General features: G+C 72.5%; 20 protein-coding genes and 1 riboswitch. Of the genes, 10 read left to right on the top strand and 10 right to left on the bottom strand.

What is annotated here, in order from left to right; genetic code table 11:
• Positions 1-21 precede the first annotated feature (21 nt).
• Positions 22-93: riboswitch (cobalamin riboswitch) on the bottom strand.
• Positions 94-262: 169 nt separating this feature from the next.
• The gene (locus EDD40_RS42760) at positions 263-838 is read right to left on the bottom strand and encodes a TetR/AcrR family transcriptional regulator (protein WP_123746013.1); all 576 of its coding nucleotides are present in this window, start codon (positions 836-838) and stop codon (positions 263-265) included.
• 101 nt (positions 839-939) lie between these two features.
• On the opposite strand from EDD40_RS42760, the gene EDD40_RS30660 reads away from it, so the two are divergent.
• The gene (locus tag EDD40_RS30660) at positions 940-1,839 is read left to right on the top strand and encodes a quinone oxidoreductase family protein (protein WP_123746012.1); all 900 of its coding nucleotides are present in this window, start codon (positions 940-942) and stop codon (positions 1,837-1,839) included.
• On the opposite strand, the gene EDD40_RS30655 is transcribed toward EDD40_RS30660, so the two are convergent.
• The gene (locus EDD40_RS30655) at positions 1,759-3,054 is read right to left on the bottom strand and encodes a cytochrome P450 (RefSeq protein ID WP_211348265.1); all 1,296 of its coding nucleotides are present in this window, start codon (positions 3,052-3,054) and stop codon (positions 1,759-1,761) included. The genes EDD40_RS30660 and EDD40_RS30655 overlap by 81 nt on opposite strands.
• A gap of 36 nt (positions 3,055-3,090) precedes the next feature.
• Between EDD40_RS30655 and EDD40_RS30650 the strand changes: the two genes are divergently transcribed.
• Complete coding sequence (locus tag EDD40_RS30650; RefSeq protein WP_170185247.1) at positions 3,091-4,269, top strand: 8-amino-7-oxononanoate synthase; 1,179 nt, start codon at positions 3,091-3,093, stop codon at positions 4,267-4,269.
• Here EDD40_RS30650 and EDD40_RS30645 read toward each other — a convergent pair.
• Positions 4,223-4,681: a GNAT family N-acetyltransferase gene (locus EDD40_RS30645; protein ID WP_123746010.1), complete on the bottom strand. Its 459-nt coding sequence runs from the start codon at positions 4,679-4,681 to the stop codon at positions 4,223-4,225. The genes EDD40_RS30650 and EDD40_RS30645 overlap by 47 nt on opposite strands.
• Before the next feature lie 95 nt (positions 4,682-4,776).
• Positions 4,777-5,496, bottom strand: a complete 720-nt coding sequence (locus EDD40_RS30640; RefSeq protein ID WP_123746009.1) for a S1 family peptidase — start codon at positions 5,494-5,496, stop codon at positions 4,777-4,779.
• 176 nt (positions 5,497-5,672) lie between these two features.
• Between EDD40_RS30640 and EDD40_RS30635 the strand changes: the two genes are divergently transcribed.
• Positions 5,673-6,281 carry a LysE family translocator gene (locus tag EDD40_RS30635; RefSeq protein ID WP_123746008.1) on the top strand — a complete coding sequence of 203 codons (609 nt, stop codon included), beginning with the start codon at positions 5,673-5,675 and terminating at the stop codon, positions 6,279-6,281.
• A gap of 83 nt (positions 6,282-6,364) precedes the next feature.
• On the opposite strand, the gene EDD40_RS30630 is transcribed toward EDD40_RS30635, so the two are convergent.
• Together EDD40_RS30630 and EDD40_RS30625 are read right to left on the bottom strand one after the other, a co-directional pair.
• Positions 6,365-7,150 (bottom strand): S1 family peptidase, encoded by a 786-nt coding sequence (locus tag EDD40_RS30630; protein WP_246037928.1) that lies wholly within the window; start codon positions 7,148-7,150, stop codon positions 6,365-6,367.
• A gap of 46 nt (positions 7,151-7,196) precedes the next feature.
• Positions 7,197-8,219: a M48 family metallopeptidase gene (locus tag EDD40_RS30625; RefSeq protein ID WP_123746006.1), complete on the bottom strand. Its 1,023-nt coding sequence runs from the start codon at positions 8,217-8,219 to the stop codon at positions 7,197-7,199.
• 70 nt (positions 8,220-8,289) lie between these two features.
• Between EDD40_RS30625 and EDD40_RS30620 the strand changes: the two genes are divergently transcribed.
• Positions 8,290-9,222, top strand: coding sequence for an alpha/beta hydrolase (locus EDD40_RS30620; RefSeq protein ID WP_211348264.1), 933 nt, complete (start codon positions 8,290-8,292; stop codon positions 9,220-9,222).
• Between the two features lie 312 nt (positions 9,223-9,534).
• Here EDD40_RS30620 and EDD40_RS30615 read toward each other — a convergent pair whose 3' ends face one another.
• A complete protein-coding gene (locus EDD40_RS30615) occupies positions 9,535-10,335 on the bottom strand; it encodes an SAM-dependent methyltransferase (RefSeq protein ID WP_123746004.1) in 801 nt (266 codons plus the stop codon).
• Between the two features lie 153 nt (positions 10,336-10,488).
• Here EDD40_RS30615 and lon point away from each other — a divergent pair, with 153 nt between their 5' ends.
• Positions 10,489-12,855 carry an endopeptidase La gene (gene lon / locus EDD40_RS30610; RefSeq protein ID WP_123746003.1) on the top strand — a complete coding sequence of 789 codons (2,367 nt, stop codon included), beginning with the start codon at positions 10,489-10,491 and terminating at the stop codon, positions 12,853-12,855.
• A 237-nt stretch (positions 12,856-13,092) separates the two neighbouring features.
• Here lon and EDD40_RS30605 read toward each other — a convergent pair whose 3' ends face one another.
• The gene (locus tag EDD40_RS30605; protein WP_123746002.1) at positions 13,093-13,923 is read right to left on the bottom strand and encodes a polysaccharide deacetylase family protein; all 831 of its coding nucleotides are present in this window, start codon (positions 13,921-13,923) and stop codon (positions 13,093-13,095) included.
• Positions 13,924-14,106: 183 nt separating this feature from the next.
• Between EDD40_RS30605 and EDD40_RS30600 the strand changes: the two genes are divergently transcribed.
• The gene (locus tag EDD40_RS30600; RefSeq protein ID WP_123746001.1) at positions 14,107-14,634 is read left to right on the top strand and encodes a YbhB/YbcL family Raf kinase inhibitor-like protein; all 528 of its coding nucleotides are present in this window, start codon (positions 14,107-14,109) and stop codon (positions 14,632-14,634) included.
• Positions 14,635-14,679: 45 nt separating this feature from the next.
• On the top strand, positions 14,680-16,056 hold the full coding sequence (locus EDD40_RS30595; RefSeq protein ID WP_123748396.1) for a mycothione reductase: 1,377 nt from the start codon (positions 14,680-14,682) through the stop codon (positions 16,054-16,056).
• Between the two features lie 185 nt (positions 16,057-16,241).
• Here EDD40_RS30595 and EDD40_RS30590 read toward each other — a convergent pair whose 3' ends face one another.
• Positions 16,242-17,456 carry an MFS transporter gene (locus EDD40_RS30590; RefSeq protein ID WP_425471356.1) on the bottom strand — a complete coding sequence of 405 codons (1,215 nt, stop codon included), beginning with the start codon at positions 17,454-17,456 and terminating at the stop codon, positions 16,242-16,244.
• Positions 17,457-17,581: 125 nt separating this feature from the next.
• Here EDD40_RS30590 and EDD40_RS30585 point away from each other — a divergent pair, with 125 nt between their 5' ends.
• Complete coding sequence (locus EDD40_RS30585) at positions 17,582-18,253, top strand: FadR/GntR family transcriptional regulator (protein WP_123746000.1); 672 nt, start codon at positions 17,582-17,584, stop codon at positions 18,251-18,253.
• A gap of 353 nt (positions 18,254-18,606) precedes the next feature.
• Here EDD40_RS30585 and EDD40_RS30580 read toward each other — a convergent pair whose 3' ends face one another.
• On the bottom strand, positions 18,607-19,515 hold the full coding sequence (locus tag EDD40_RS30580) for a LysR family transcriptional regulator (RefSeq protein ID WP_123745999.1): 909 nt from the start codon (positions 19,513-19,515) through the stop codon (positions 18,607-18,609).
• Between the two features lie 73 nt (positions 19,516-19,588).
• Between EDD40_RS30580 and EDD40_RS30575 the strand changes: the two genes are divergently transcribed.
• A complete protein-coding gene (locus EDD40_RS30575) occupies positions 19,589-20,521 on the top strand; it encodes an EamA family transporter (RefSeq protein ID WP_123745998.1) in 933 nt (310 codons plus the stop codon).
• Positions 20,522-20,670: 149 nt separating this feature from the next.
• A complete protein-coding gene (locus tag EDD40_RS30570; protein WP_123745997.1) occupies positions 20,671-20,883 on the top strand; it encodes a pentapeptide repeat-containing protein in 213 nt (70 codons plus the stop codon).
• Positions 20,884-20,909 lie beyond the last annotated feature (26 nt).

The following is a 20,909-nucleotide window of genomic DNA, read 5'->3' as shown; positions in this document are numbered from 1 at the left end:
CCGGTCGATGAGTCGGGGGTCGAGTTCCTGACTCCCGGGCTCCTCGGTCCGGTCACAGTGGCGGGACCGTGCCGGATTCACACCGGCTTCCTCGCGCACCCCCTCAAGCCTGGGCATCGTCGCACTTCCCCCGGCGCGCTCCAAGCCCCGGGCGGGCGACCACGATCACATCGGAGATCCGGAGGGCGCCCGAAGTCGGAGCGGGAAGGTGCCGAAGCCGGCGCCGCAGGCCGGCGGAGCCGGCTCCCGGACCGGCCGCCGGTCAACTCCCGGCCGGCGCCAGGTCGCCCGCCAGCACGCCCCGGGCGAGCGAGATCACGCCGGCGCGCACCCGCGCCACGTCCAGACCGCACCGGTCGATCAGGTGGCGCAGGGTGTCGGCGCGCACCTGCGCGAGCAGGGCGTGCGCCAGGTACTCGGCGTCCGCTCCCGGCTTGACCCGGGAGATCAACGCGACGAGGCGTTGGTGCGTGAGCGCGGCGTCCGCGTCGCACGCGATGCTGCGCGTGGACACCCGTTCGAAGGCGCTCACCAGGGGCAGCGCGGCGACCACGTGGTCGAACAGGGTCGCCACGAACGTGATCACCCGCTCGTCCGGCGGCACGTCGCCGGCGACCAACAGCTCCTCCGCCCGCGCCCGCCACGACGCGGAGGTCTCGTCCACGACTGCCCGCACGAGCCCGTCGCGGTCGCCGAAGCGGCGGAACACCGTGCCCTTGCCCACGCCCGCGGCGGTCGCGACGTCGTCCATCGAGAAGCCGTCCGGGCCGCGCTCGGCGATCAGGCGCGCGGCGGTGGCCAGGATCGCGGCGCGGTTGCGCTCGGCGTCCCTCCGCATCGTGGACCTCCTCGACGGGTGCTTGACAAAAGCGGACCGACAGTCCGTATGGTAGCCGACAGGAAGCGGACCGTTGGTCCGCTTGAGGTGTGGGAGGCGTTGTGCGAGCGGTGCGGTTCCACGAGTTCGGCCCGGCGGACGTGCTCGGTGTCGAGGAGGTGCCGGACCCGGTCGCCGGGCCGGGCCAGGTCCTGGTCCGGGTCACGGCGATCGGCGTGAACTACGGCGAGACGATCATCCGGTCGGGCACGGGCTCGCGCGTGGTGCCCTGGTACGACCTCGAACCCGGCGCGCTCAGCGGCGAGGTGGTCGGCGTGAGCCCCGACGGCAGGCGGCTGATCGGCTTCGCCCTCGGCGAGGGCTACGCCGAGCTGGCCCTGCTGCCCGAGGACGCGACCGAGGTGCCGGACGGCGTGTCCGACCACGAGGCGCTGGCCCTGTTCCTGCAAGGCACGACGGCGGTGGCCGCCGCGGACGCGGTCCGGCTCACCGCGGGCGAACGGGTGCTGGTCGAGGCGGCGGCGGGCGGTGTCGGCAGCCTGCTCGTGCAGGTCGCGGCACGGGCGGGCGCGACGGTCGTGGCCGCCGCGCGGGGCGAGCGGAAGCTGGCGCTGGCCCGCGAGCTCGGCGCCCACGAGGTCGTGGACTACGGCGAACCGGACTGGTCGACCGGGGTCGAACCGGTCGACGTGGTGTTCTCCTCGGTCGGCGGCGCGGTGGCGCGGCAGTCGTTCGAACTGCTGCGCGACCGGGTCGGCAGGCTGGCCGTGTTCGGCTTCGCCAGCGGCGAGCCGCTGGACGTGACCGCGTCCGACGTGTTCCGCAAGGGCGTCGCGGTGCTCGGGTTCGGCAACCCCATGACCCCCGACACGGTGCGGCGGGCGTTCACCTCGGGCCTGCGCCCGGTGCTGGGCGAAGCGCTACCGCTGGCCGACGCCGCCCGCGCGCACGAACTGCTGGAGAGCCGGGCGACCACCGGCAAGGTCGTGCTGGTCCCCTAGCTCGACCTGCACGCTCAACGGCGCGCGGAACGACAGCAGGCCCAGCATCGGCGGCGGTTCCGCCGAGGCCAGGCGCAGCGCCGGGAAGCGCCGCGCGGTCTCCCGCAGCACGACCTCCGCCTCCAGCCTGGCCAGCCCGGCGCCGAGGCAGAAGTGCCTGCCGAAGCCGAACGCGAGGTGCTTGCGGGCGTCGGGCCTGGCGGGGCAGAAGCGCTCGGGCTCCGCGAAGACGTCCGGGTCGGAGCCGCTGCCCGCGAGCATGAGCAGCAGCGGCTCCCCCGCCGGCACGTCCACCCCGGCGAGGGTGACCGGCTCGGCCGTGATCCGCCGCCAGGTGCTCACCGGCGGATCACGGCGCAGCACCTCCTCCACGCACGCGGCGGCCACGCCGGGCTCGGACAGCCGGGACCACAGGCCGTCCTCCCGCAGGACCGCGTGCAAGGCCGCGCACAACAGCTGGGTCGTCGTCTCCTGGCCCGCGATCAGCAGGAAGTAGCAGAGCCCGGCCGCGTCCCGGACCGGCACGCCCTGCGCCCGCAACGCGCCGAACAGGTCGTCGCCCTCCGGGTCGGCGGCCTTGATCCGGGAGGTCAGCCACTGGTGGAACGCGGCGGCGGAACGTGCCAGCTCGTGCTGCCGCTCCACCGCGACGTCACCCCAGAACAGCTCCAACGACGCCGTGCTCCACGCCTTGAGCGCCTCGACGTCCACGTCCCGGATGCCCATGGCCTCCAGGAGCACGATCGCGGGGAGGCCGCGGGCCAACGTCGGGTGCAGGTCGACCCGACCGCCGACCCCGTCCGTTCGGTCGAGGCGGTCGAGCCCGTCCGGACGGTGGAGGCGGTCGAGGCGGTCGAGGCGGTCGAGGCGGTCCGCGGTCAGCTCCGCGATCCGCGGCCCCAGGGCGGCTACCCGGGCCGGGGTGAGGAACCGGGACACCAGTCGGCGCAGGGCGGCGTGCGTGTCGGTGCCGTTGTTGGCCAGGGTCGGCGGCAGCGAGAACCCGGCGCGGGCCAGCACCCGCAGCACCGGTCCCGGGATCGGGGTGACCGCGGTCAACGCGTTGTCCGGGCGGAAGCGGCGCGGGTCGGCCAGCACCGCGCGCACGTCGTCGTAGCGGCTGACCAGCCACATCCCGGTGCGCTCGTCGCGGTGGACCGGCGCGTTCTCCCGCAACGAGCGCAGGTCGGCAGGCTCCGGCTGGAAGAGGTCCACGCCGGCACCGTAGCCGCCGGATGCGACACTGCCGGCGTGAGCGTGCGCACAGGTGACTCGGTGTTCGACTGGATCGACACGCGCGCCGAGGCCCGCGCGAAAGCCGGTCTCGCCCGCCGGGTCCGGCCGCGGCCGGCGGACTCGACGGACCTCGACCTGGCCTCGAACGACTACCTCGGCCTGGCCCGCGACAAGCGGGTCACCGGCGCCGCGGCGGCGGCCACGCTGCGCTGGGGCGCGGGCTCCACCGGGTCGCGGCTGGTCACCGGCTCGACCGAGCTGCACACCGAACTGGAGTACGAGCTCGCGAACTTCTGCGGCGCGCAGTCCGCGCTGGTGTTCTCCTCGGGCTACGCGGCGAACCTGGGCGCGCTGACCGCGCTGTCCGGTCCCGGCACCGCGATCGTCGCCGACCAGCACATCCACGCCTCCCTGATCGACGGCACCCGGTTGTCCAAAGCGGACGTCGTGGTCGCCGGGCACTGCGACGTCGCACAGGTCACGCACGCCCTCGCCACGCGCGGCAAGCGGCGGGCGCTGGTGGTGACCGACTCGGTGTTCTCCGTCGACGGCGACCTCGCGCCGCTGGCCGACCTGGCCGCCGCCTGCCGCGAGCACGACGCGGCGCTGATCGTGGACGACGCGCACGGCCTCGGCGTGGTCGGCGACGGCGGACGTGGCGCGGTGCACGCGGCAGGCCTGGCCAAGGCCCCCGACGTGGTGACCACGGTGACGTTGTCCAAGTCGCTCGGCGCGCAGGGCGGCGCGGTCCTCGGGCCGAGCCGGGTGATCAAGCACCTCGTCGACACCGCGCGCACGTTCATCTTCGACACCGGCCTCGCACCGGCCAGCGCGGCGGCGTCACTGGCCGCGCTGAAGGTGCTGCGGGACGAGCCGGAACGGCCGGCGCGGGCGTTGGAAGTGGCCCAGGACCTGGCGTTCCGGCTGAAGGAGGCGGGGCTGCGGGTCAGCACGCCGACCGCGGCCGTCGTGTCCGTCCAGGCGCCGTCGCCGGAAGCGGCCTTCGGCTGGGCCGAGGCGTGCCGCGCGCAGGGCGTCGTCGTCGGCTGCTTCCGGCCGCCGTCGGTGCCCGACCAGATCTCCCGGCTCCGCCTGACCGCGCGCGCCGACCTGTCCGAGGGCGAGATCGAGCGCGCCGTGCGGGTGATCACGGAGACCGGCGCATCCGCAGGTGCGGTATCCCGTCCTCGATGAACTCCGCGCCCTGCGGCCGGAAGCCGAACGACGCGTAGAAGTCGGCCACGTAGGTCTGCGCGTCCAGCACGCACTCCACCTGGCCGACCTCGGCCAGCACCGCCTCCATCAGCCGACGGCTGTAGCCGCGACCGCGGGCCGCACGGGCCGTGCAGACCCGGCCGACGCGGAACGTGCCGCCGGGCTCCTCCAGCAACCGCAGGTAGGCCTGCGGCCCGGACGAGTCGTCGGCCTCCAGCCAGAAGTGGCGGGTGCCCGGTTCGAGGTCGCGGCCGTCCAGGTCCGGGTAGACGCAGTTCTGCTCCACCACGAAGACGTCGGAGCGCAGCTTGAGCACGGCGTAGAGCTGGTCGGGGGTCAGGTCGGCCGACCACTGCCGGCGCAGCGTCGCCGGGTACGGGTGTGAGCGCACCTCACCGTGGTACCACAGGCCCTGGTCGGGTCGGTGCGCCTGGGTGGGCCCGGGCGGGGTCGGACGGGTCCGGGCGGGCCCGAGGGCGTCCGGCGTCAGAGCTGCCCCTGGTAGCGGCTCAAACGCGTGTAGACGCCGGGCTGGCCCGGTCGGGCGCAGCCGCGGCCGTAGGACACGAGGCCCACCAGTTCGCCCGCCACGGTGAGCGGCCCGCCGGAGTCGCCCTCGCAGGCGTCCTTGCCGCCCTCCGGGTAGCCGGCGCACAACATCACGCCCGGCCGGTAGTCGGGCACCTCGGCGGCGCACTCGGCGTCCGCGCGGATCGGCACGTCGACCTCCCGCAGCCGGCGGCTCGGCGCGCTCAGCTCGGCGGTCCGGCCCCAGCCGTAGACCGTGGCCCGGCCCGGCGCGGCGTCCGCGATCCGGATCGGCCGGTACGGCAGCGGCGTCGCGAGGGTGAGGGTGGCCACGTCGTCACCCGCGGACACCCCGGTGAACGCGGGGTGGCGCCAGATCGCGGCGACCCGCACCGCACGACCCTCGGCGGTGTCGAGGTCGGCCCGGCCGGCCACCGCGGTCAGGTCGGCGGGCCGCCGGTCGCGGACGCCGAGCGCGGTGCGCGAGACCGTGCAGTGCGCGGCGGTGACCACCTTGTCCGGCGCGATCAGCGCGCCGCCGCAGAAGAAGGCGCCGCCGTCGAACAGCGCCACCGCCCACGGCGTCGCGGGCGCGTCCCGGCCGCCGACGATCGCGTCCGCGGGCAGCGCGGACAGGATCAGGACGAGCACGGCGAAGACCGGCGCGCTGATGCGCATGGAGCACCTCTCTACGGCAAGTGGTCGAACGGGCACCGACGGTAGCGGAACGGTCGAAGGGCCGGGATTCGGGTATGAGATCCGGAAAATCTGTTGTTAGAGTGCGTTGGTGCCGGAGATTCAACGGCCAGTGAGGCAGATCACGGTGATCTGTCCGGAACATGAGGGAGGTTTCCATGCACCTGGACTTCACCCAGCTGCCGGCGTTCCTGATCGCCTGCGCGGTGGTCGTGCTGACCCCCGGCGTGGACGCCTTCCTGCTGCTGCGCACGTCGATGAGGTCCGGCACGCGGGCCGGGCTGCTGGCGCTAGCCGGCATCCACACCGCGGCCTTCGCGCAGGTCGGGTTGGTGATCTCGGGCGTGGGCGTGGTGATCGCCCGCTACCCGGCCGTGCTGACGGGGCTGCGCTGGATCGGCGCGGCGTACCTGCTCTACCTGGCCGTGACGATCACCCGAGGCCTGCTGCGGCGCTCCGGTGGCGAGGTGGCGGAGGTCGCGACGCCCCGACCGTTCCGGCAGGGCTTCCTGACCAACATCACCAACCCGAAGATGCTGCTGTTCTCGCTGGCGTTCCTGCCGCAGTTCATCGGCACCGGCGACCCGACCTGGCAGCTCGGGATGCTCGCCGCCGTGTTCCTCGGGCTGGCGGCGCTGTGGGAGCTGACGATCGTGGTGGCGGCGGCGCGGGTGGCCGGCTCGTTGCGACGGCCCGGCGTGACGACGGCGCTGGACGCGGTGTGCGCGGCGGTGTTCCTCACGATGTCGGTCGGGCTGGTGCTCTGACCGGGTTCGCGGTTCGCGGTTCGCGGTTCGCGGTTCGGGGCGAGGCCGGCGTGCGGACCCCGCGAGGGCCCGCACGCCGCCGGTCAGGCCGCCAGCTGGTCCTCGATCACCTCGGCGTAGGCCGCGATCTTGCTGTAGACGCCCGGCTTGCCCTCCCGGGCACAACCTTCACCCCAAGAGGTGACACCGATCAGCTTCCCGCCGGCCACGAACGGCCCGCCCGAGTCGCCCTGGCAGGTGTCGACGCCGCCGTTGTCGTAGCCGGCGCACGTCATCTCGTCCGGGTCGTACTGGGGGTAGGCGGCGCCGCAGTACTCGTCGCTCGTCACCGGCACGGTCGCGCTCAGCAGGTACCGCGAGGCCGAGCCCTGCTCGCTGGTCCGGCCCCAGCCCAGCACCAAGCCGCTCGTCCCCGCCTCGTACAACACGTCGTCGGAGGCGTGCGCCAGCGGGAGGGGGGTGTAGTCGACCGGCGAGCGCAACGTCAGCACGGCGACGTCCGAACCCTGGTCCGCGGACACGTAGTCCGGGTGGACCCAGATCGAGTCGAGCCGGGCGACCACGCCCTCACCGCTCTTGCGGTCCTCGCGCCCGAGCACGACGCGCGTGTTGCGGGGCGTCCGGGTGGTCGCGCAGTGGGCGGCGGTGACCACCTTGGTCGGCGCGACCAAGGTGCCGCCGCAGAACTGGTTGCCGGCGGCGTCGGTCACGTACACCACCCACGGGTGGTCCGCGATCGACGCCCGGTCACCACCCACCACGCGCTCGTCCACGTCCGCCGTGGCAGTGCCCGCGAAAGCCGTCAACATCGTCATCAACAACGCGGCGAGCCGCATCGGCCCCTCCTCCTGATCACTGATCAAAGGCATCAGGAGGAGGTTAGCCAGAATGGCCGGCACCGCTGGGCCAAGCGGACTAGTCCGCTCCGGTGAACTTGCTGCGCACCTTGCCCGCCGCGCCCGCCAGCACGTCGCCGACCTCGTTGAACACCTTCATCAGCGGGTCATCCGACTCGGCCGCCGACTCCTTGTAGGACCGGGCCGCCGCCTTGATGTCCTCGGTGAACGAACTCGTCGGCCGGTCGTCCTCGCGCCGCTGGTAAGTGCCGGTCAGGATGGCGCGGTACTCCTCGCCCGCCGCCCACTTCTGCAGCTCCGCGGCGCGGACCACGGCCATCGGGTGCGTCAGGGGCCACGTGCGGATCAGCTTCAGCACGCTGTCGCGCACGTCCTCGACCTGCTCGTACTCCTTGGCCTGCCGGAGGAACTCGGCCGTGTCGACCTGCGTCAGGTCCATGCCGCCCGCCATCGCCACGTGCACGCGCAGCGCGGCGGCCGGGTCCTGCCCGCACAGCAGACCGGCGCGGTCGCAGGACAGCTCGGTCTTGCGGTACCACTCGCGCAGCGCGGCGATGATCGCGGTGATCGCCCAGTAGCCGCCGGGCATCCAGCCGAGACCGTGCTGCAACTGCATCAGCCGTTGCAGGATCGTCTGGTACAGCGCGTGCCCGGACAGCACGTGCCCCATCTCGTGCCCGATGGCGAACCGCAGCCCCTCGGTGTCCAGCAGCTCGATCAGGCCCGTGGTGAGCACCATGAACGGCTTGTCGATGCCCAGCGTCATGGCGTTGGGCACCGGGTCGCGCTTGACGAACAGCTCCGGCACCGGGTCGACGTCCAGCGTCGCCGCCACTTCCAGCCGGAGCCGGTCCAGCTCCGGGTACTGCTTCGGGCCGACCCTGATGCTCGACGCCAGGTAGCCCAACCTCTCACCGCGTTCCGTGAACGCGCCCGCCACCGCCTGCAACACCGGGCCGATACCCGGCACCGCCCGCAAGACCGCCAACGCCCCCCGGTCGACCGGGTGCTCGTACGCCCGCGGACTGATGCCGGGGAACCGCACACGCGCGCTCGACCGTTCGATCTCCTCGCTGCTCATGGTCCCCACAGTGCCACGGCCCACGCCCCGCCTCTCCCCGATCGGACGAATCGGCGTGCACACTGACCCGGTGAACGCAGACGTGCTCGGCGCCGACTACGAGACCCGCGTGCTGCCCCTCGGCGGCGGTGACACGACCGCGACCCTGGTCCGCCGCCGCGCGCAGCCGGCCATCCGCGGCGCGGTGCTGTACGTGCACGGCTTCGCGGACTACTTCTTCCAGCGGCACGTCGCCGAGCACTTCACCGCGCGCGGCTTCGACTTCTACGCCATCGACCTGCGCGCGTACGGGCGGTCGCTGCGGCCGGGCCAGGTGGCGAACTACGTGACCGACCTGGCGGAGCACTTCGAGGAGATCGACGCGGCGGCGCGGGTGATCCGCGAGGAGGACGGCCACCGGCACCTGGTGGTGATGGGCCATTCGACCGGTGGGCTCATCACGAGCCTGTGGGCGCACGAGCGGCGTTCGGACGACGTGCTGGACGCGTTGGTGCTCAACAGCCCCTGGCTGGACCTGGCCGAGCCGTGGCTGGTGCGGACGGTCGGGACGGCGTTGATCCGGGGTGTCGGCCGGATCGCGCCGAAGCTGGTGCTCAAGCCCGGTCTGGGGCCGGTGTACGGCGAGAGCATCCACCGCGACCACCACGGGGAGTGGGACTTCGACACCACGTGGAAGCCGATCGAGGCGTTTCCGGTGCACGCGGGGTGGTTGCGCGCGATCCGCCGCGGTCACGCCCAGCTGCACCGGGGGTTGGACGTGACGGCGCCGGTGTTGGTGCTGCGGTCCGGGCGCAGCCACCTCAACGCGAAGCGGTGGACGCCCGAGGCGATGACGGCGGACACCGTGCTGGACGTGGAGCACATGCGGACGTGGGGACCGAAGATCGGTCGGCAGGTGCGGATCGTGCCGGTGGAAGGCGGTATGCACGACCTGTTCCTGTCCGCCGAGTCGGTGCGGTTGAGGGCATTGGCGGAGGTGGACGAGTTCCTGGACGAGATCTGACGGCGATGGGGTGGGATCCAAGATGAAAGAGTCCTCGCCCGCACCACTGCCCGCTGCACCCCGCCGGAGAACCTGCCGGCCGTGCGGATGGGCATGCCGCTGCCGGAACTGATCGCCGCGGTGCCGCCGGTGCGCACCGAGCCGAAGCCGCGCGTCCACTGGTTCTCCGACGGCGGCATCACCGGCAACTCCCCGACCGGATCCCCGAGGACCTGCACGCCTGGTTCGGCGCCGCACCGGACACCGACCCGGACGCGCGCGCGATCGGCCTCACCCTCGACGCGCTGGCCGCCGTGCCCGAGTGAGGGACCGTCAGACCTTCCGGCCGACCCCGGCGTACGCGGTGATGTAGGCGTCGTCCGAGTCCGGGCGCCACTCGCTCAACGGCACCACCCCCGGCTCCACGACCTCCAGGCCGGTGAAGAACGCGGCGACCTCCGCGCCCGTCCGGAGCACCAGCGGGCTGTCCGTGCGGCGGTAGATGGCGTTGACCTGCTCGCCGCTCTCCCGGCCTTCCTGCGACACGCCGTCCCAGCTCGCGTGCGACATGGCCACGAAGCTGCCGGGCGCGAGCGCGTCCCGGTACCGGGCGATCGCCTCGGCCGGCTCGTCCGAGTCCGGCACGAAGTGCAGCACGGCGACCATCAGCAGGCCGATGGGCCGGTCGAAGTCGAGCATCGACCGCACCTCGTCGCTGCCCAGCACCGAGTCCGGATCACGCAGGTCCGCCTGGATCGCGACGGCCAGCGGGTTGTCCGCCAGCAACGCCGTGCTGTGCGCCACGGCCACCGGCTCGACGTCCGCGTACACCACCCGGGCCGCCGGGTTGGTCTGCTGGGCGATCTCGTGCACGTTGCCGACCGTCGGGATGCCCGATCCCAGGTCGAGGAACTGGTCGATGCCCTGGGCCAGCAGGTACCGCACCGCGCGCCGCAGGAACGACCGGTTGGCCCGGGCCGCGCCGGACATGCCGGGGAAGATCTGCTCGACCGACTTCGCCGCTTCCCGGTCGACCGCGAAGTTGTGCGACCCGCCGAGGAAGTAGTCGTACATCCGGGCCGCGCTCGGCCGGTCCAGGTCCACCGAAGACGGAACCCAGCTCGCCTGCTCCATGCGCACATCTCCTCGTCAGCCGACCGCGTGATCGTCGCGGTGTCGCATATCGGGCACAACCCCCGAATGGACGCTCGCTCTGGGCGAACACCTACCGGAAACAATCCCGCGCTCATCTTGGTTGAGCCAGTCAGACTCAACTTTGGAGGGATCATGGGCGAGACGTTGGCGCTCCCGGTGTTGCCGCTGGACGACGTGGTCGTGCTGCCGGGCATGGTCGTGCCGATCCGCCTCAGCGGCTCGGAGGCCACCGCCGAGGCCCGCGCCGCGATCGAGGCCGCGACGGCGACGGGCGGTCAGTCGAAGGTCCTGCTGGTGCCCCGGCTGGACGGCAAGTACGCCAAGGTGGGCACGTTGGCCCTGATAGAGCAGGTCGGCAGGCTTTCCGGCGGCGAACGCGCGGCCGTGGTGCGCGGCACCGAGCGGGTCCGCATCGGCACCGGCACGACCGGTCCGGGCGCGGCGCTGTGGGTCGAGGCGACCGTCGCGGACGAACCACCGGTCGACGACCGCACCCACGAGCTGGCCCGCGAGTACCGGGGGCTGGTCACCACGATCCTCCAGCAGCGCGGCGCGTGGCAGGTGGTCGACTCGGTGCAGCAAGTGGACGACCCGTCCGCCCTGGCCGACCTCGCCGGCTACGCCTCCTACCTCAGCGACGAGCAGAAGGTCTGGCTGCTGGAGACCAGCGACGTCACCGAGCGGCTGGAGAAGCTGCTGGAGTGGGGCCGCGAGTACCTGACCGAGCTCGACGTCGCCGAGACCATCCGCAAGGACGTCAAGGAAGGCGTCGAGAAGCAGCAGCGCGAGTTCCTGCTGCGCCAGCAACTGGCCGCGATCCGCAAGGAGCTGGCCGAGCTCGACGGCAAGCCCGCCACCGAGGAGCAGGACTACCGGGCCCGCGTCGAGGGCGCGGACCTGCCCGAGCACGTCCGCAAGGCCGCCTTGGCCGAGGTGGACAAGCTCGAACGGACCTCCGAGCAGTCACCGGAGGTCGGCTGGATCCGCACCTGGCTCGACACCGTCCTCGAAATGCCCTGGAACGAGCGCACCGAGGACTCCTACGACATCACGGGCGCGCGTGCCGTCCTCGACGCCGACCACGCGGGCCTGGACGACGTCAAGGAACGCATCACCGAGTACCTGGCGGTCCGCCGCCGCCGCGCCGACCGCGGCCTGGGCGTCGTGGGCGGCCGCCGTTCCGGCGCGGTCCTGGCCCTGGTCGGTCCTCCCGGCGTGGGCAAGACCTCCCTCGGCGAGTCCGTGGCCCGCGCCATGGGCCGCGAGTTCGTCCGGGTGGCGCTCGGCGGCGTCCGCGACGAGGCCGAGATCCGCGGGCACCGGCGCACGTACGTCGGCGCGCTGCCGGGCCGGATCGTCCGCGCCATCTCCGAGGCCGGCTCGATGAACCCGGTCGTGCTGCTGGACGAGATCGACAAGGTGGGCGCGGACTACCGGGGCGACCCCACCGCGGCGTTGCTGGAAGTGCTCGACCCGGCCCAGAACCACACCTTCCGAGACCACTACCTGGAGGTCGAGCTCGACCTCTCCGACGTGGTCTTCCTCGCCACCGCCAACGTGCTGGAGTCCATCCCGGGCCCCCTCCTGGACCGCATGGAACTGGTCCGGCTCGACGGCTACACGGAGGACGAGAAGGTCACCATCGCCCGTGACCACCTCCTGCCCCGCCAGGTCGAACGCGCCGGCCTCACCTCGGAGGACGTGACGATCACCGAGCCGACCCTGCGCAAGCTGGCCGGCGAGTACACCCGTGAAGCGGGCGTCCGCCAACTGGAGCGCTCGCTGGCGCGCATCCTCCGCAAGGTGACCGCACGCGTCGCCCTGGACGAGACCACCCTGCCGGTCACGGTGGACGTCCCGGACCTCCGGACCTACCTGGGTTCCCCCAAGCACACCCCGGAATCGGCCGAGCGCACCGCCGTGCCGGGCGTCGCGACCGGTCTGGCCGTCACCGGGGCGGGCGGCGACGTCCTCTTCGTGGAGGCGTCACTGGCGTCCCCGGGCACCGGCGCCTCCGGCGTCACCCTGACCGGCCAGCTGGGCGACGTGATGAAGGAGTCGGCCCAGATCGCCCTCTCCTACCTGCGCTCCAACGACGAACGAGCCGAAGCGCTCGCCGACCGGGGCGTCCACATCCACGTGCCGGCGGGCGCGGTGCCGAAGGACGGCCCCTCGGCCGGCGTCACCATGACCACGGCCCTGGCCTCGCTGCTCTCCGGCCGCCCGGTCCGCTCGGACGTCGCGATGACCGGCGAGGTCTCCCTGACGGGTCGCGTCCTCCCGATCGGCGGCGTCAAGCAGAAACTGCTCGCCGCCCACCGCGCCGGCATCACCACCGTCCTGCTGCCCCAGCGCAACGAACCCGACCTCGACGACGTCCCGGACTCCGTCCTGGCCGAACTGACCGTCCACCTCGTCGCCGACGTCCGCGAAGCCCTCGACCTCGCCCTCGAACCAACCGCCACCACTACCTCAACCACCACCACCGCAGCCGCCTGAAAACACCCACAACGACCCCGGCACATCTCCACCAAGGCCCGATTCGACATGGGTTCGGGTGCCATAGGCTGGTCGAAGCCGGCAGGCCCGGCGGGACGCTCTTCCCCGCCCGGCCTGCCGGCTTCGGCCTGCCTGGGGTGCCTGTGAGGGCCCCATGTCACATCGAGCCGGACGCACTCACTACCCGATCCCAGCCCTCACATCGGACTCGCCGGACCGCACCTACCCCTACCCACCTCACACCGCCGCCTTGGGCTCCGCCAGGAAGTCGTCCAACACCACCGGCGTCAACCCGTCCTGCTTGCAGCGCTCCAAGAACGCCAGGAAGTCCTCCACGAACGTGTGCCGGAAGTGCATGAGCACGATGTCGCCCGCGTTCAACCGACCACCTGCCTGGAACTGCACGACTCCGTCGTTCACCGCCGCCGTCCACATGACCAGCGCCGTGAACCCGCAGTCCGCCGCCGCCCGCCGCGTCGTCTGGTCGTAGTTGCCGAACGGCGGCCGGAACAGCTTCGGCCGCGCGCCGAGCTGCACCCGGAGCAGGTCCGCGTTGCCGCAGATCTCCCCGCGCTGGAAGTCGTAGGAGGTGCCGGTCAGGTCGGGGTGCGTCGCGGTGTGCGCGTGGACCGTCGCGAGGCCCTCGAACCCCTTGAAGTAGTCGGCGTGGCCGTCGACGTGCTTCGAGTTCAGGAACAACGTCGGCTCGACGCCGCTCTTGCGCATCAACTCGACCGCGGCCGGGTGGCGGACGGCTCCGTCGTCGACGGTGATGAACACGTAGGGCCGGTCGGTGTCGATCCGCCGCACCACCGGCACCATGCCGTCCACCACCGGTGGCACCTGCTGCTGGGGCGTGCCGAAGGCGTAGGGCTGCTGGAACACGGGAATGGTGGTCCCGCCCGGGCCGGGCAGGGCCGTCGGCGGCGTGGTGGTCGTCGTCGTCACGGCGGTCGTGGTCGTGGTGCCGGTCGCGGTCGGCGGAGCCTGCCGGGCTTCCGGCTGCGACGAGCACGCGCACACCACCGCGACGACGGCGGCCAGGACCGCCACTCCCCTGGGTCTCATTCCGTGTTCCCCCTCGAACGGGCATCACCCAGCAGGGCGATGCTCACTCGATGGGAGACGCTACGAGAATCCTTCAGGTTGCTCACAGCTCCGGGCGGTTTCCGACATCACCTCGCTGCGCCCGTCCCACGCCGGCGATAGGGTCGTCCGGGTCTGTCCCGCAAGATCACGTGTGGAGACCCGATGAGCCTCGAACGCCCCGTCGCGCCCGACCCCTACGCGCTGCTGCCTCAGGTGGCGTCGTTCACCCTCAGCTCGACCGACGTGTCCGACGGCCAACCGCTGGCGGAGGCGCACGTGTTCGAGGGTGGCAACACCTCGCCGCAGCTGAGCTGGTCCGGGTTCCCGGAGGAGACCAAGAGCTTCGTGGTCACCTGCTTCGACCCGGACGCCCCGACGCCCTCGGGTTTCTGGCACTGGGTCGTGGTGAACGTCCCGGCGTCCGTCACCTCGCTCGACACCGGCGCGGGCGCCTCGGACGACGCGCTGCCCGCCGGCGCGTTCCACGTGCGCAGCGACTTCGGCACCCGCGCGTTCGGCGGGGCCGCCCCGCCGCCCGGCGACCAGGTGCACCGGTACTACTTCGTGGTGCACGCCGTCGACGTCGACGGGCTGGACGTGGACGGCGACGCCTCTCCCGCCGTGGTCAGCTTCAACCTGGCGTTCCACACCCTGGCCCGCGCGATCCTGGTGCCGACCTACGCCCACTGACGCCCGGCGGGAACAAGTGCCCCACGTCGCGGGTTGCAGCACGACGTGAGGCACTTCGACCTGGTCATCATCGGCACCGGTTCCGGCAACTCCATCGTGGACGAGCGGTTCGCCGGCTGGAACATCGCGATCGTCGAGAAGGGTGTGTTCGGCGGCACGTGCCTGAACGTCGGGTGCATCCCCACGAAGATGTTCGTGCACACCGCCGACGTCGCCGCCGCGCCCGCGTCGGGCGCGCGGCTGGGCGTCGACGCCCACCTGGACGGCGTCCGGTGGACCGACGTGCGCGACCGGATCTTCGGCCGCATCGACCCGATCTCCGAGGGCGGCCGCCGCTGGCGGGCCGAGGAGAACGCGAACGTCACCGTCTACGAGGGCACGGCCCGGTTCACCGGTCCGAAGACCCTGGACACGGGCACCGGCGAGGTGATCACCGCGGACCGGTTCGTGCTCGCCGCGGGCAGCCGCCCGGTGGTCCCGGACGTCGCCGACCTCGACTCGGTGGGCTACCACACCAGTGACACGATCATGCGGCTCGACGCCCTGCCCCCTCGCCTCACCATCCTGGGCAGCGGTTTCGTGGCGGCGGAGTTCGCGCACGTGTTCTCGTCGTTCGGCGTGCAGGTGACCTTGATCGCGCGGTCCGACCTGCTCCTGCGGCACGAGGACCGCGAGGTCGCCGCCCGCTTCACCGAGACGGCCGCGCAGAAGTGGGACGTGCGGCTCAAGCGCAAGGCGGTGCGGGCCGAGCGGGTCGACGGCGTGGTCCGGCTGCACCTGGAGGGCCCGGACGGCGCGGAGGTCGTGGAGTCCGAGGAGCTGCTGGTCGCGGTCGGCCGCACGCCCAACTCCGACCTGCTCGACCTGGCCGCGACCGGTGTCGACCTGCACCCCGACGGCCGCGTTGTCGTCGACGAGCACCAGCGCACGTCCGCCGAGGGCGTCTACGCGCTGGGTGACGTCAGCTCGGAGTACCAGCTCAAGCACGTGGCCAACCACGAGGCGCGGGTCGTGCAGCACAACCTGCTGCACCCGGACGAGCCGATCTCCTCGGACCACCGGTTCGTGCCAGCGGCCGTCTTCTCGTCGCCGCAGATCGCCTCGGTCGGGTTGACGGAGGAGCAGGCCGTCGAGCGCGGCGTGCGGTACGTGGCGGCGGCGCAGGCCTACGCGTCGATCGCATACGGCTGGGCGATGGAGGACACGACGGGGTTCGCGAAGGTGCTGGCCGATCCGGACACGGGCCTGATCCTGGGGGCGCACGTGATCGGCCCGCAGGCGTCGAGCGTGATCCAGCCGGTGATCCAGGCGATGAGCTTCGGCCTGGACGCCCGCACGATGGCGCGCGGGCAGTACTGGATCCACCCGGGGATGCCCGAGGTCGTCGAGAACGCGCTGCTCAACCTGCCTCTGACGAACTGAGGCACCCGGCGGCTCCGGGACGCGCCCCACTGAACGACCCGTGACGCGCGTGGGCGCATGACGCCCATGACGCGCCTTCGTCGGGCGACGCGGAACGCGGGAGACCCGGTCGTACCCCTCGTGCGACCGGGTCTCCGTTCTGTCCGTAACCGACACATCGTGCCGGGAAGACGAGGCGTTATCACCTACACCGTGCGTGGCCGGCCGGCGATCCACCCGAGGGCGGTCAGCACGACCAGCAGCGCCACCAGGACCAGCATCGACACGGTCCACGTGCCGGTCACCCCGCGCAGCACCCCGAACGCGAACGGGCCGGCGGCGGAGATCAGGTAGCCGATGCTCTGCGCCATGGCGGAGAGCCGGGCCGTGTCCGCGCCGGTCGACGTGCGCAACGAGATCATCACCAGGGCGAGCGGGAACATGCCCATGCCCACGCCGATCAGCACGACCCACAGCCCGGGGGCCGCGCCCGGGGCCAGGGCGAGACCCAGCACGCCCAGCACCGAGAGCACGCCCAGCACCAGCACCAGCCAGGACTGGCCCGACCAGCGCGCGGCCAGCGGCGGCACGATCAGGCTCACCGGCACGCCCAGCACCATCGTGATGGCCAGCAGCAGCCCGGCCGTCGTCCGGTCGACCCCCGAGTCGACGAGGATCTGCGGCAACCAGCCCATCACCGTGTAGGCCAGCAGCGACTGGAGCCCGAAGAACACCGTGATCACCCAGGCCAGCGGGCTGCGGAACAGCGGCCTGCCCACCCGCGCCGCGCGCACCACGGGCCGTGCGGACAACCCGTGCCGCGCACCAGCCAGCCACACCAGCAACGCCGCCACGGACAGGAACGCCCACGCGCCGACGGCCAGCCGCCACGACCCGAACGCCGACTCCAGGCCGGGCGTGAACGCCGCGCCCAACGCCGCGCCGGCCGCCAACGCCGCCGTGTAGACGCCGGTCACCAGACCCACCCGGCCCGGGAACGACTCCTTCACCACCACCGGGATCAGCACGTTGCACACCGCGATGCCCGCGCACGCGATGAACGTGCCGCCGAGCACCGCCGCCGGGCCGTCCACCACCCGCAGCACCAAGCCGACTGTCAGCACCAGCAACGACAGCCCGACCGCCCGGGCCATCCCGAACCGCCGGCCCAGCCAGGGCGCGAGGAACGCGGCGACGGCGAAGCACAGCGTGGGCACGGCGGTCAGCAGGCTCGTCCACGCGGTGGAGACGCCCAGCGACACGCGCACGTCACCCAGCACCGAGGCCAGGCTCGTCACGGCCGGGCGGAGGTTCGCGGCGGCCAGCGCTACGCCGATCGCCAACAGGGTGCTGCCGACCAGGGCAACTTGGCGGTTCCGACGCACCTCACCCGCGCCCGTGCGGCCAGGATGGTCGGCGATCGTCGCATTGGCATCGCCATCGGTGGCAATGTGGGCAGTCGACGGTGACCAGTCTGGCCGGGTCTGCTGGATTGGCACCGGACCACTATTACAGACATGGGATGTTCGGATGAAAGGATGACGCTGTGCCGTTGGCCACTACTCGGCGGGCCGGGCTCGTCGACCAGGTGATCGACCAGATGAGGGGAGCGATCGCCGCCGGTGAATGGCCGGTCGGCCGCCGCATCCCACCCGAACCGGAGCTGGTCACCGCCCTGGGCGTGGGGCGCAACACCGTGCGGGAGGCGGTGCGCGCGTTGTCCCACGCCGGGCTGTTGGAGGTGCGCCAGGGCGACGGCACGTTCGTCCGCGCGACCAGCGAGCTGTCCGGCGCGGTCCGCCGGATGTGCGGCAGCGAGCTGCGCGAGGTCCTCCAGGTGCGCCGGACGCTGGAGGTGGAGGGCGCCCGACTGGCCGCGACCCACCGCACCGACGAAGAGGTCCGCAAGCTCGAAGAGCTGCTGGCCGAGCGGGACGGCGCGCTGGCCGCGAAGGACTGGGCCGGGCTGGTGGAGCGGGACACCGCGTTCCACGTGATGCTCGTCCAGTGCTCGCACAACACCCTGCTGGCCGAGCTGTACCAGGGCCTCACGGAGGCGGTCCGGGCCAGCATCACGGCCACCGTGGAAACCGATCACGAGGACGACCACGTGTCGCACGCCGGCCTGCTCGACGCGGTGCGCGACCGGGACGCGGCCCGCGCCGCGGCCGAGGCGGGCGGTTTCCTGGAGGAGTTGCTGGAGCGGCACAAGGACTGACCCACTACCCGGACCCGGCCGCCGCCTGAGCGGTCAAGGCCGCCGAGGCCACCACGCCGGTCCCGCAGGCCGCCGTCGACGACCTGCGGGCACGTCTCTTCGGCGTGCGCCCGACCGACGCCGACCGGTCCGGCCGGTGCCCGGCGAGGGCTGCCGGCAAGGGCTCCCGGTAAGGGCTTTCACGACGGGGCGGAGACCTCCCACGGCGGCGGATTTCCGCAGGAGGCCCCCTGGTGAGTGGCTTGACCGGGCCGAGACCCACGACCCCCGACGGCCCACTCCGATACTCGTCGGAATCGGGCGCGCCGCAACCGTGGGATGCCCGATCGTTATCTGTTGCGGCACAAGCGTTCTCAAGCGGTCTCCCGCTGCTCCCAGCAGTCGCGCAACGCGGCCAGGGTCGTGGTCACGGCAGGGCGGCGGCCGGCCTGCGTGCGCCACACCGCGAACACCCGGCGCGTCGGCGTCGGCCGGAACGGCACCGCGCGCACCGAGCCCGGCAACGCGCCACGACCGAGCCGGGGCAGCAGCGCCACGCCGATCCCCTTCGCCAGCAACGCCAACTGCGTCTCGTACTCGGCGATCCGGTACGCCAGGTCGGGTTCCATGCCCGCGCCGCGGAAGGTGTTCACCAGCCAGTCGTGGCAGATCGTGCCCTCCGGCTGGCAGATCCACCGCTCGCCCGCCAGGTCCTCCGGCGTCACGGACTCCCGCCGCGCCAACGGGTGCGCGACGGGCAGCAGCACGTCGGCCACGTCCTCGCCCAACCGCACCCGGGACACCGGCTCCGGCACGGCCAGCGGCGCGTTGACCCAGTCGTGCGTGACGGCCAGGTCCAGCTCGCCGCGCGCCACCGCCTCCAGGCAGTCCGGCGGGTCGAGCTCGACCAGCCGCACGTCCAGCTGCGGGTGCCGCTCGGCCAGCCGCACCACCGCTGCCGGCAGCAGGCCGCGCGCGGCGGTGGCGAACGCGCCCACCCGCAGCTCGCCGACGGCCGCGCCGCGCTGCTCCTCCAACGCCACCTCGGCGTGCTCGACCAGCGCGAGCACCTGCCCGGCGGTGGCCGACAGCAGGTGCGCCGCGTCGGTCAGGGCGACACCGCGCCCGCGGCGTTCCAGCAGCGTGGTGCGGGTCTCCCGTTCCAGCTTGGCGATCTGCTGCGAGACCGCCGACGGCGTGTAGCCCAACGCCGTGGCCGCCGCGCCGACCGAGCCGTGCTGCGCGACCGCGTGCAGGGCGCGGAGCCGTCCGAGATCCAACATGTAGCGATACTAAACCGAAACCTTCAGCAGTCGTCGCTAGTGCTAAACGATGTGAGCGCTGAGACTCGGTGGTGTGAAACCACGCCACGTCGCGATCGCGGTGCTCGTCGCCACCATCTGGGGGGTCAACTTCGTCGTCATCAAGGTGGGCCTGCGCGACTTCCCGCCGCTGTTCTTCTCCGCGCTGCGGTTCCTGGCCGCCGCCGTGCCCGCGCTGTGGTTCGTCGGCAGGCCCAAGGTGGCGTGGAAGTGGGTCGTCGCGGTCGCGCTGGCGCTCGGCGTGGCGAAGTTCGGGTTGTTGTTCGTCGGGATGGCGGCCGGGATGCCCGCCGGGCTGTCGTCCCTGGTGCTGCAGAGCCAGGTGTTCTTCACCGTGCTGTTCGCGGCCGTGCTGCTGAAGGAACGGCCGCGACCCGTGCAGCTGATCGGGATGGGCGTGGCGGCGGCGGGGATCGCGGTGATCGCGATCGACTACGGCGTCGGCAGCCCGATCTCGGCCTTCCTGCTGGTGGTGCTGGGCGCGGTGGCGTGGGGCGTGGCGAACGTCGCCACCCGGTACGCCCGGCCGCCGGACCCGGTCAACTTCATCGTGTGGGTCAGCGCGTTGGCGGTGCTGCCGCTGCTCGGGGTGTCGCTCGTCTTCGAGGGACCGGCGGCGGACCTGGCCGCGCTGCGCGGGATCGGCTGGACCGGGGTCGGCGCGATCCTGTTCATCGCGTGGGTGTCGACGCTGCTCGGCTTCGGCCTGTGGAACCTGCTGCTGCGAACCTACGAAGCGAGCGCCGTGGTGCCGTTCGCGCTGCTGGTGCCCGTGGCGGGGATGCTGTCCGGGTGGCTGCTGCTGGACGAGGCGGTCAGCGCGGTCCGGCTCGGCGCGGCGGCGCTGGTGATCGTCGGCATGGCCGCCACGACGGTGAAACGACGAGCGCCCCGCGTGCCCGCGCCGGTCCTCGTCGGGTCGGACGCCGGGGCGACACCGCTTTCTTCCGCCCGCATCGGTGATTGACGGCCCGCCGGCGGTCCGCTGGGCTGGAGGACGTGGAGCACCGCGTGCTGTCGGACGATCGTGCTCTGGGCGGTCGGGCTCGGTGTCGTGGGAGCGGGGTCCGTCGCGGTCCTGCTGATCACGCTCGGTTCCGGTGAGCCCGGGACGGCGTGCGGCAGGACGTGGTCCGCACCGCCTCCAGCGTCCTGCTCGGCACGGGCGGCGCGGCGACGTTCCGCGGCACCGGGTTCACCGGCGCCGCGGACTTCCGCGACACGTGGTTCCGCGACCAGGCCGACTTCCGGCGGGTGCGGTTCGGCGAGTCGGTGCCCTCCGTTCGAACCCGGGCCTCAGCTAGCGAACGTCCACCAGGACCGCACTGATTCCCCACACCCGGATGCGACCACAC

It is taken from the genome of Saccharothrix texasensis, assembly GCF_003752005.1.
GTDB lineage: Bacteria > Actinomycetota > Actinomycetes > Mycobacteriales > Pseudonocardiaceae > Actinosynnema > Actinosynnema texasense.
The sequence above is the reverse complement of the archived record's forward strand: the minus strand, read 5'-3'. Positions and strand labels throughout refer to the sequence as shown.

Excerpts from the sequence above, each read along its gene's own strand:
- EDD40_RS42760 (WP_123746013.1), bottom strand. The coding sequence starts at position 838 with ATGCGGAGGGACGCCGAGCGCAACCGCGCCGCGATCCTGGCCACCGCC.
- EDD40_RS30640 (WP_123746009.1), bottom strand. The coding sequence starts at position 5,496 with ATGCGCATCAGCGCGCCGGTCTTCGCCGTGCTCGTCCTGATCCTGTCC.
- EDD40_RS30635 (WP_123746008.1), top strand. The coding sequence starts at position 5,673 with ATGCACCTGGACTTCACCCAGCTGCCGGCGTTCCTGATCGCCTGCGCG.
- EDD40_RS30630 (WP_246037928.1), bottom strand. The coding sequence starts at position 7,150 with ATGCCTTTGATCAGTGATCAGGAGGAGGGGCCGATGCGGCTCGCCGCG.
- EDD40_RS30625 (WP_123746006.1), bottom strand. The coding sequence starts at position 8,219 with ATGAGCAGCGAGGAGATCGAACGGTCGAGCGCGCGTGTGCGGTTCCCC.
- EDD40_RS30615 (WP_123746004.1), bottom strand. The coding sequence starts at position 10,335 with ATGGAGCAGGCGAGCTGGGTTCCGTCTTCGGTGGACCTGGACCGGCCG.
- lon (WP_123746003.1), top strand. The coding sequence starts at position 10,489 with ATGGGCGAGACGTTGGCGCTCCCGGTGTTGCCGCTGGACGACGTGGTC.
- EDD40_RS30605 (WP_123746002.1), bottom strand. The coding sequence starts at position 13,923 with ATGAGACCCAGGGGAGTGGCGGTCCTGGCCGCCGTCGTCGCGGTGGTG.
- EDD40_RS30600 (WP_123746001.1), top strand. The coding sequence starts at position 14,107 with ATGAGCCTCGAACGCCCCGTCGCGCCCGACCCCTACGCGCTGCTGCCT.
- EDD40_RS30580 (WP_123745999.1), bottom strand. The coding sequence starts at position 19,515 with ATGTTGGATCTCGGACGGCTCCGCGCCCTGCACGCGGTCGCGCAGCAC.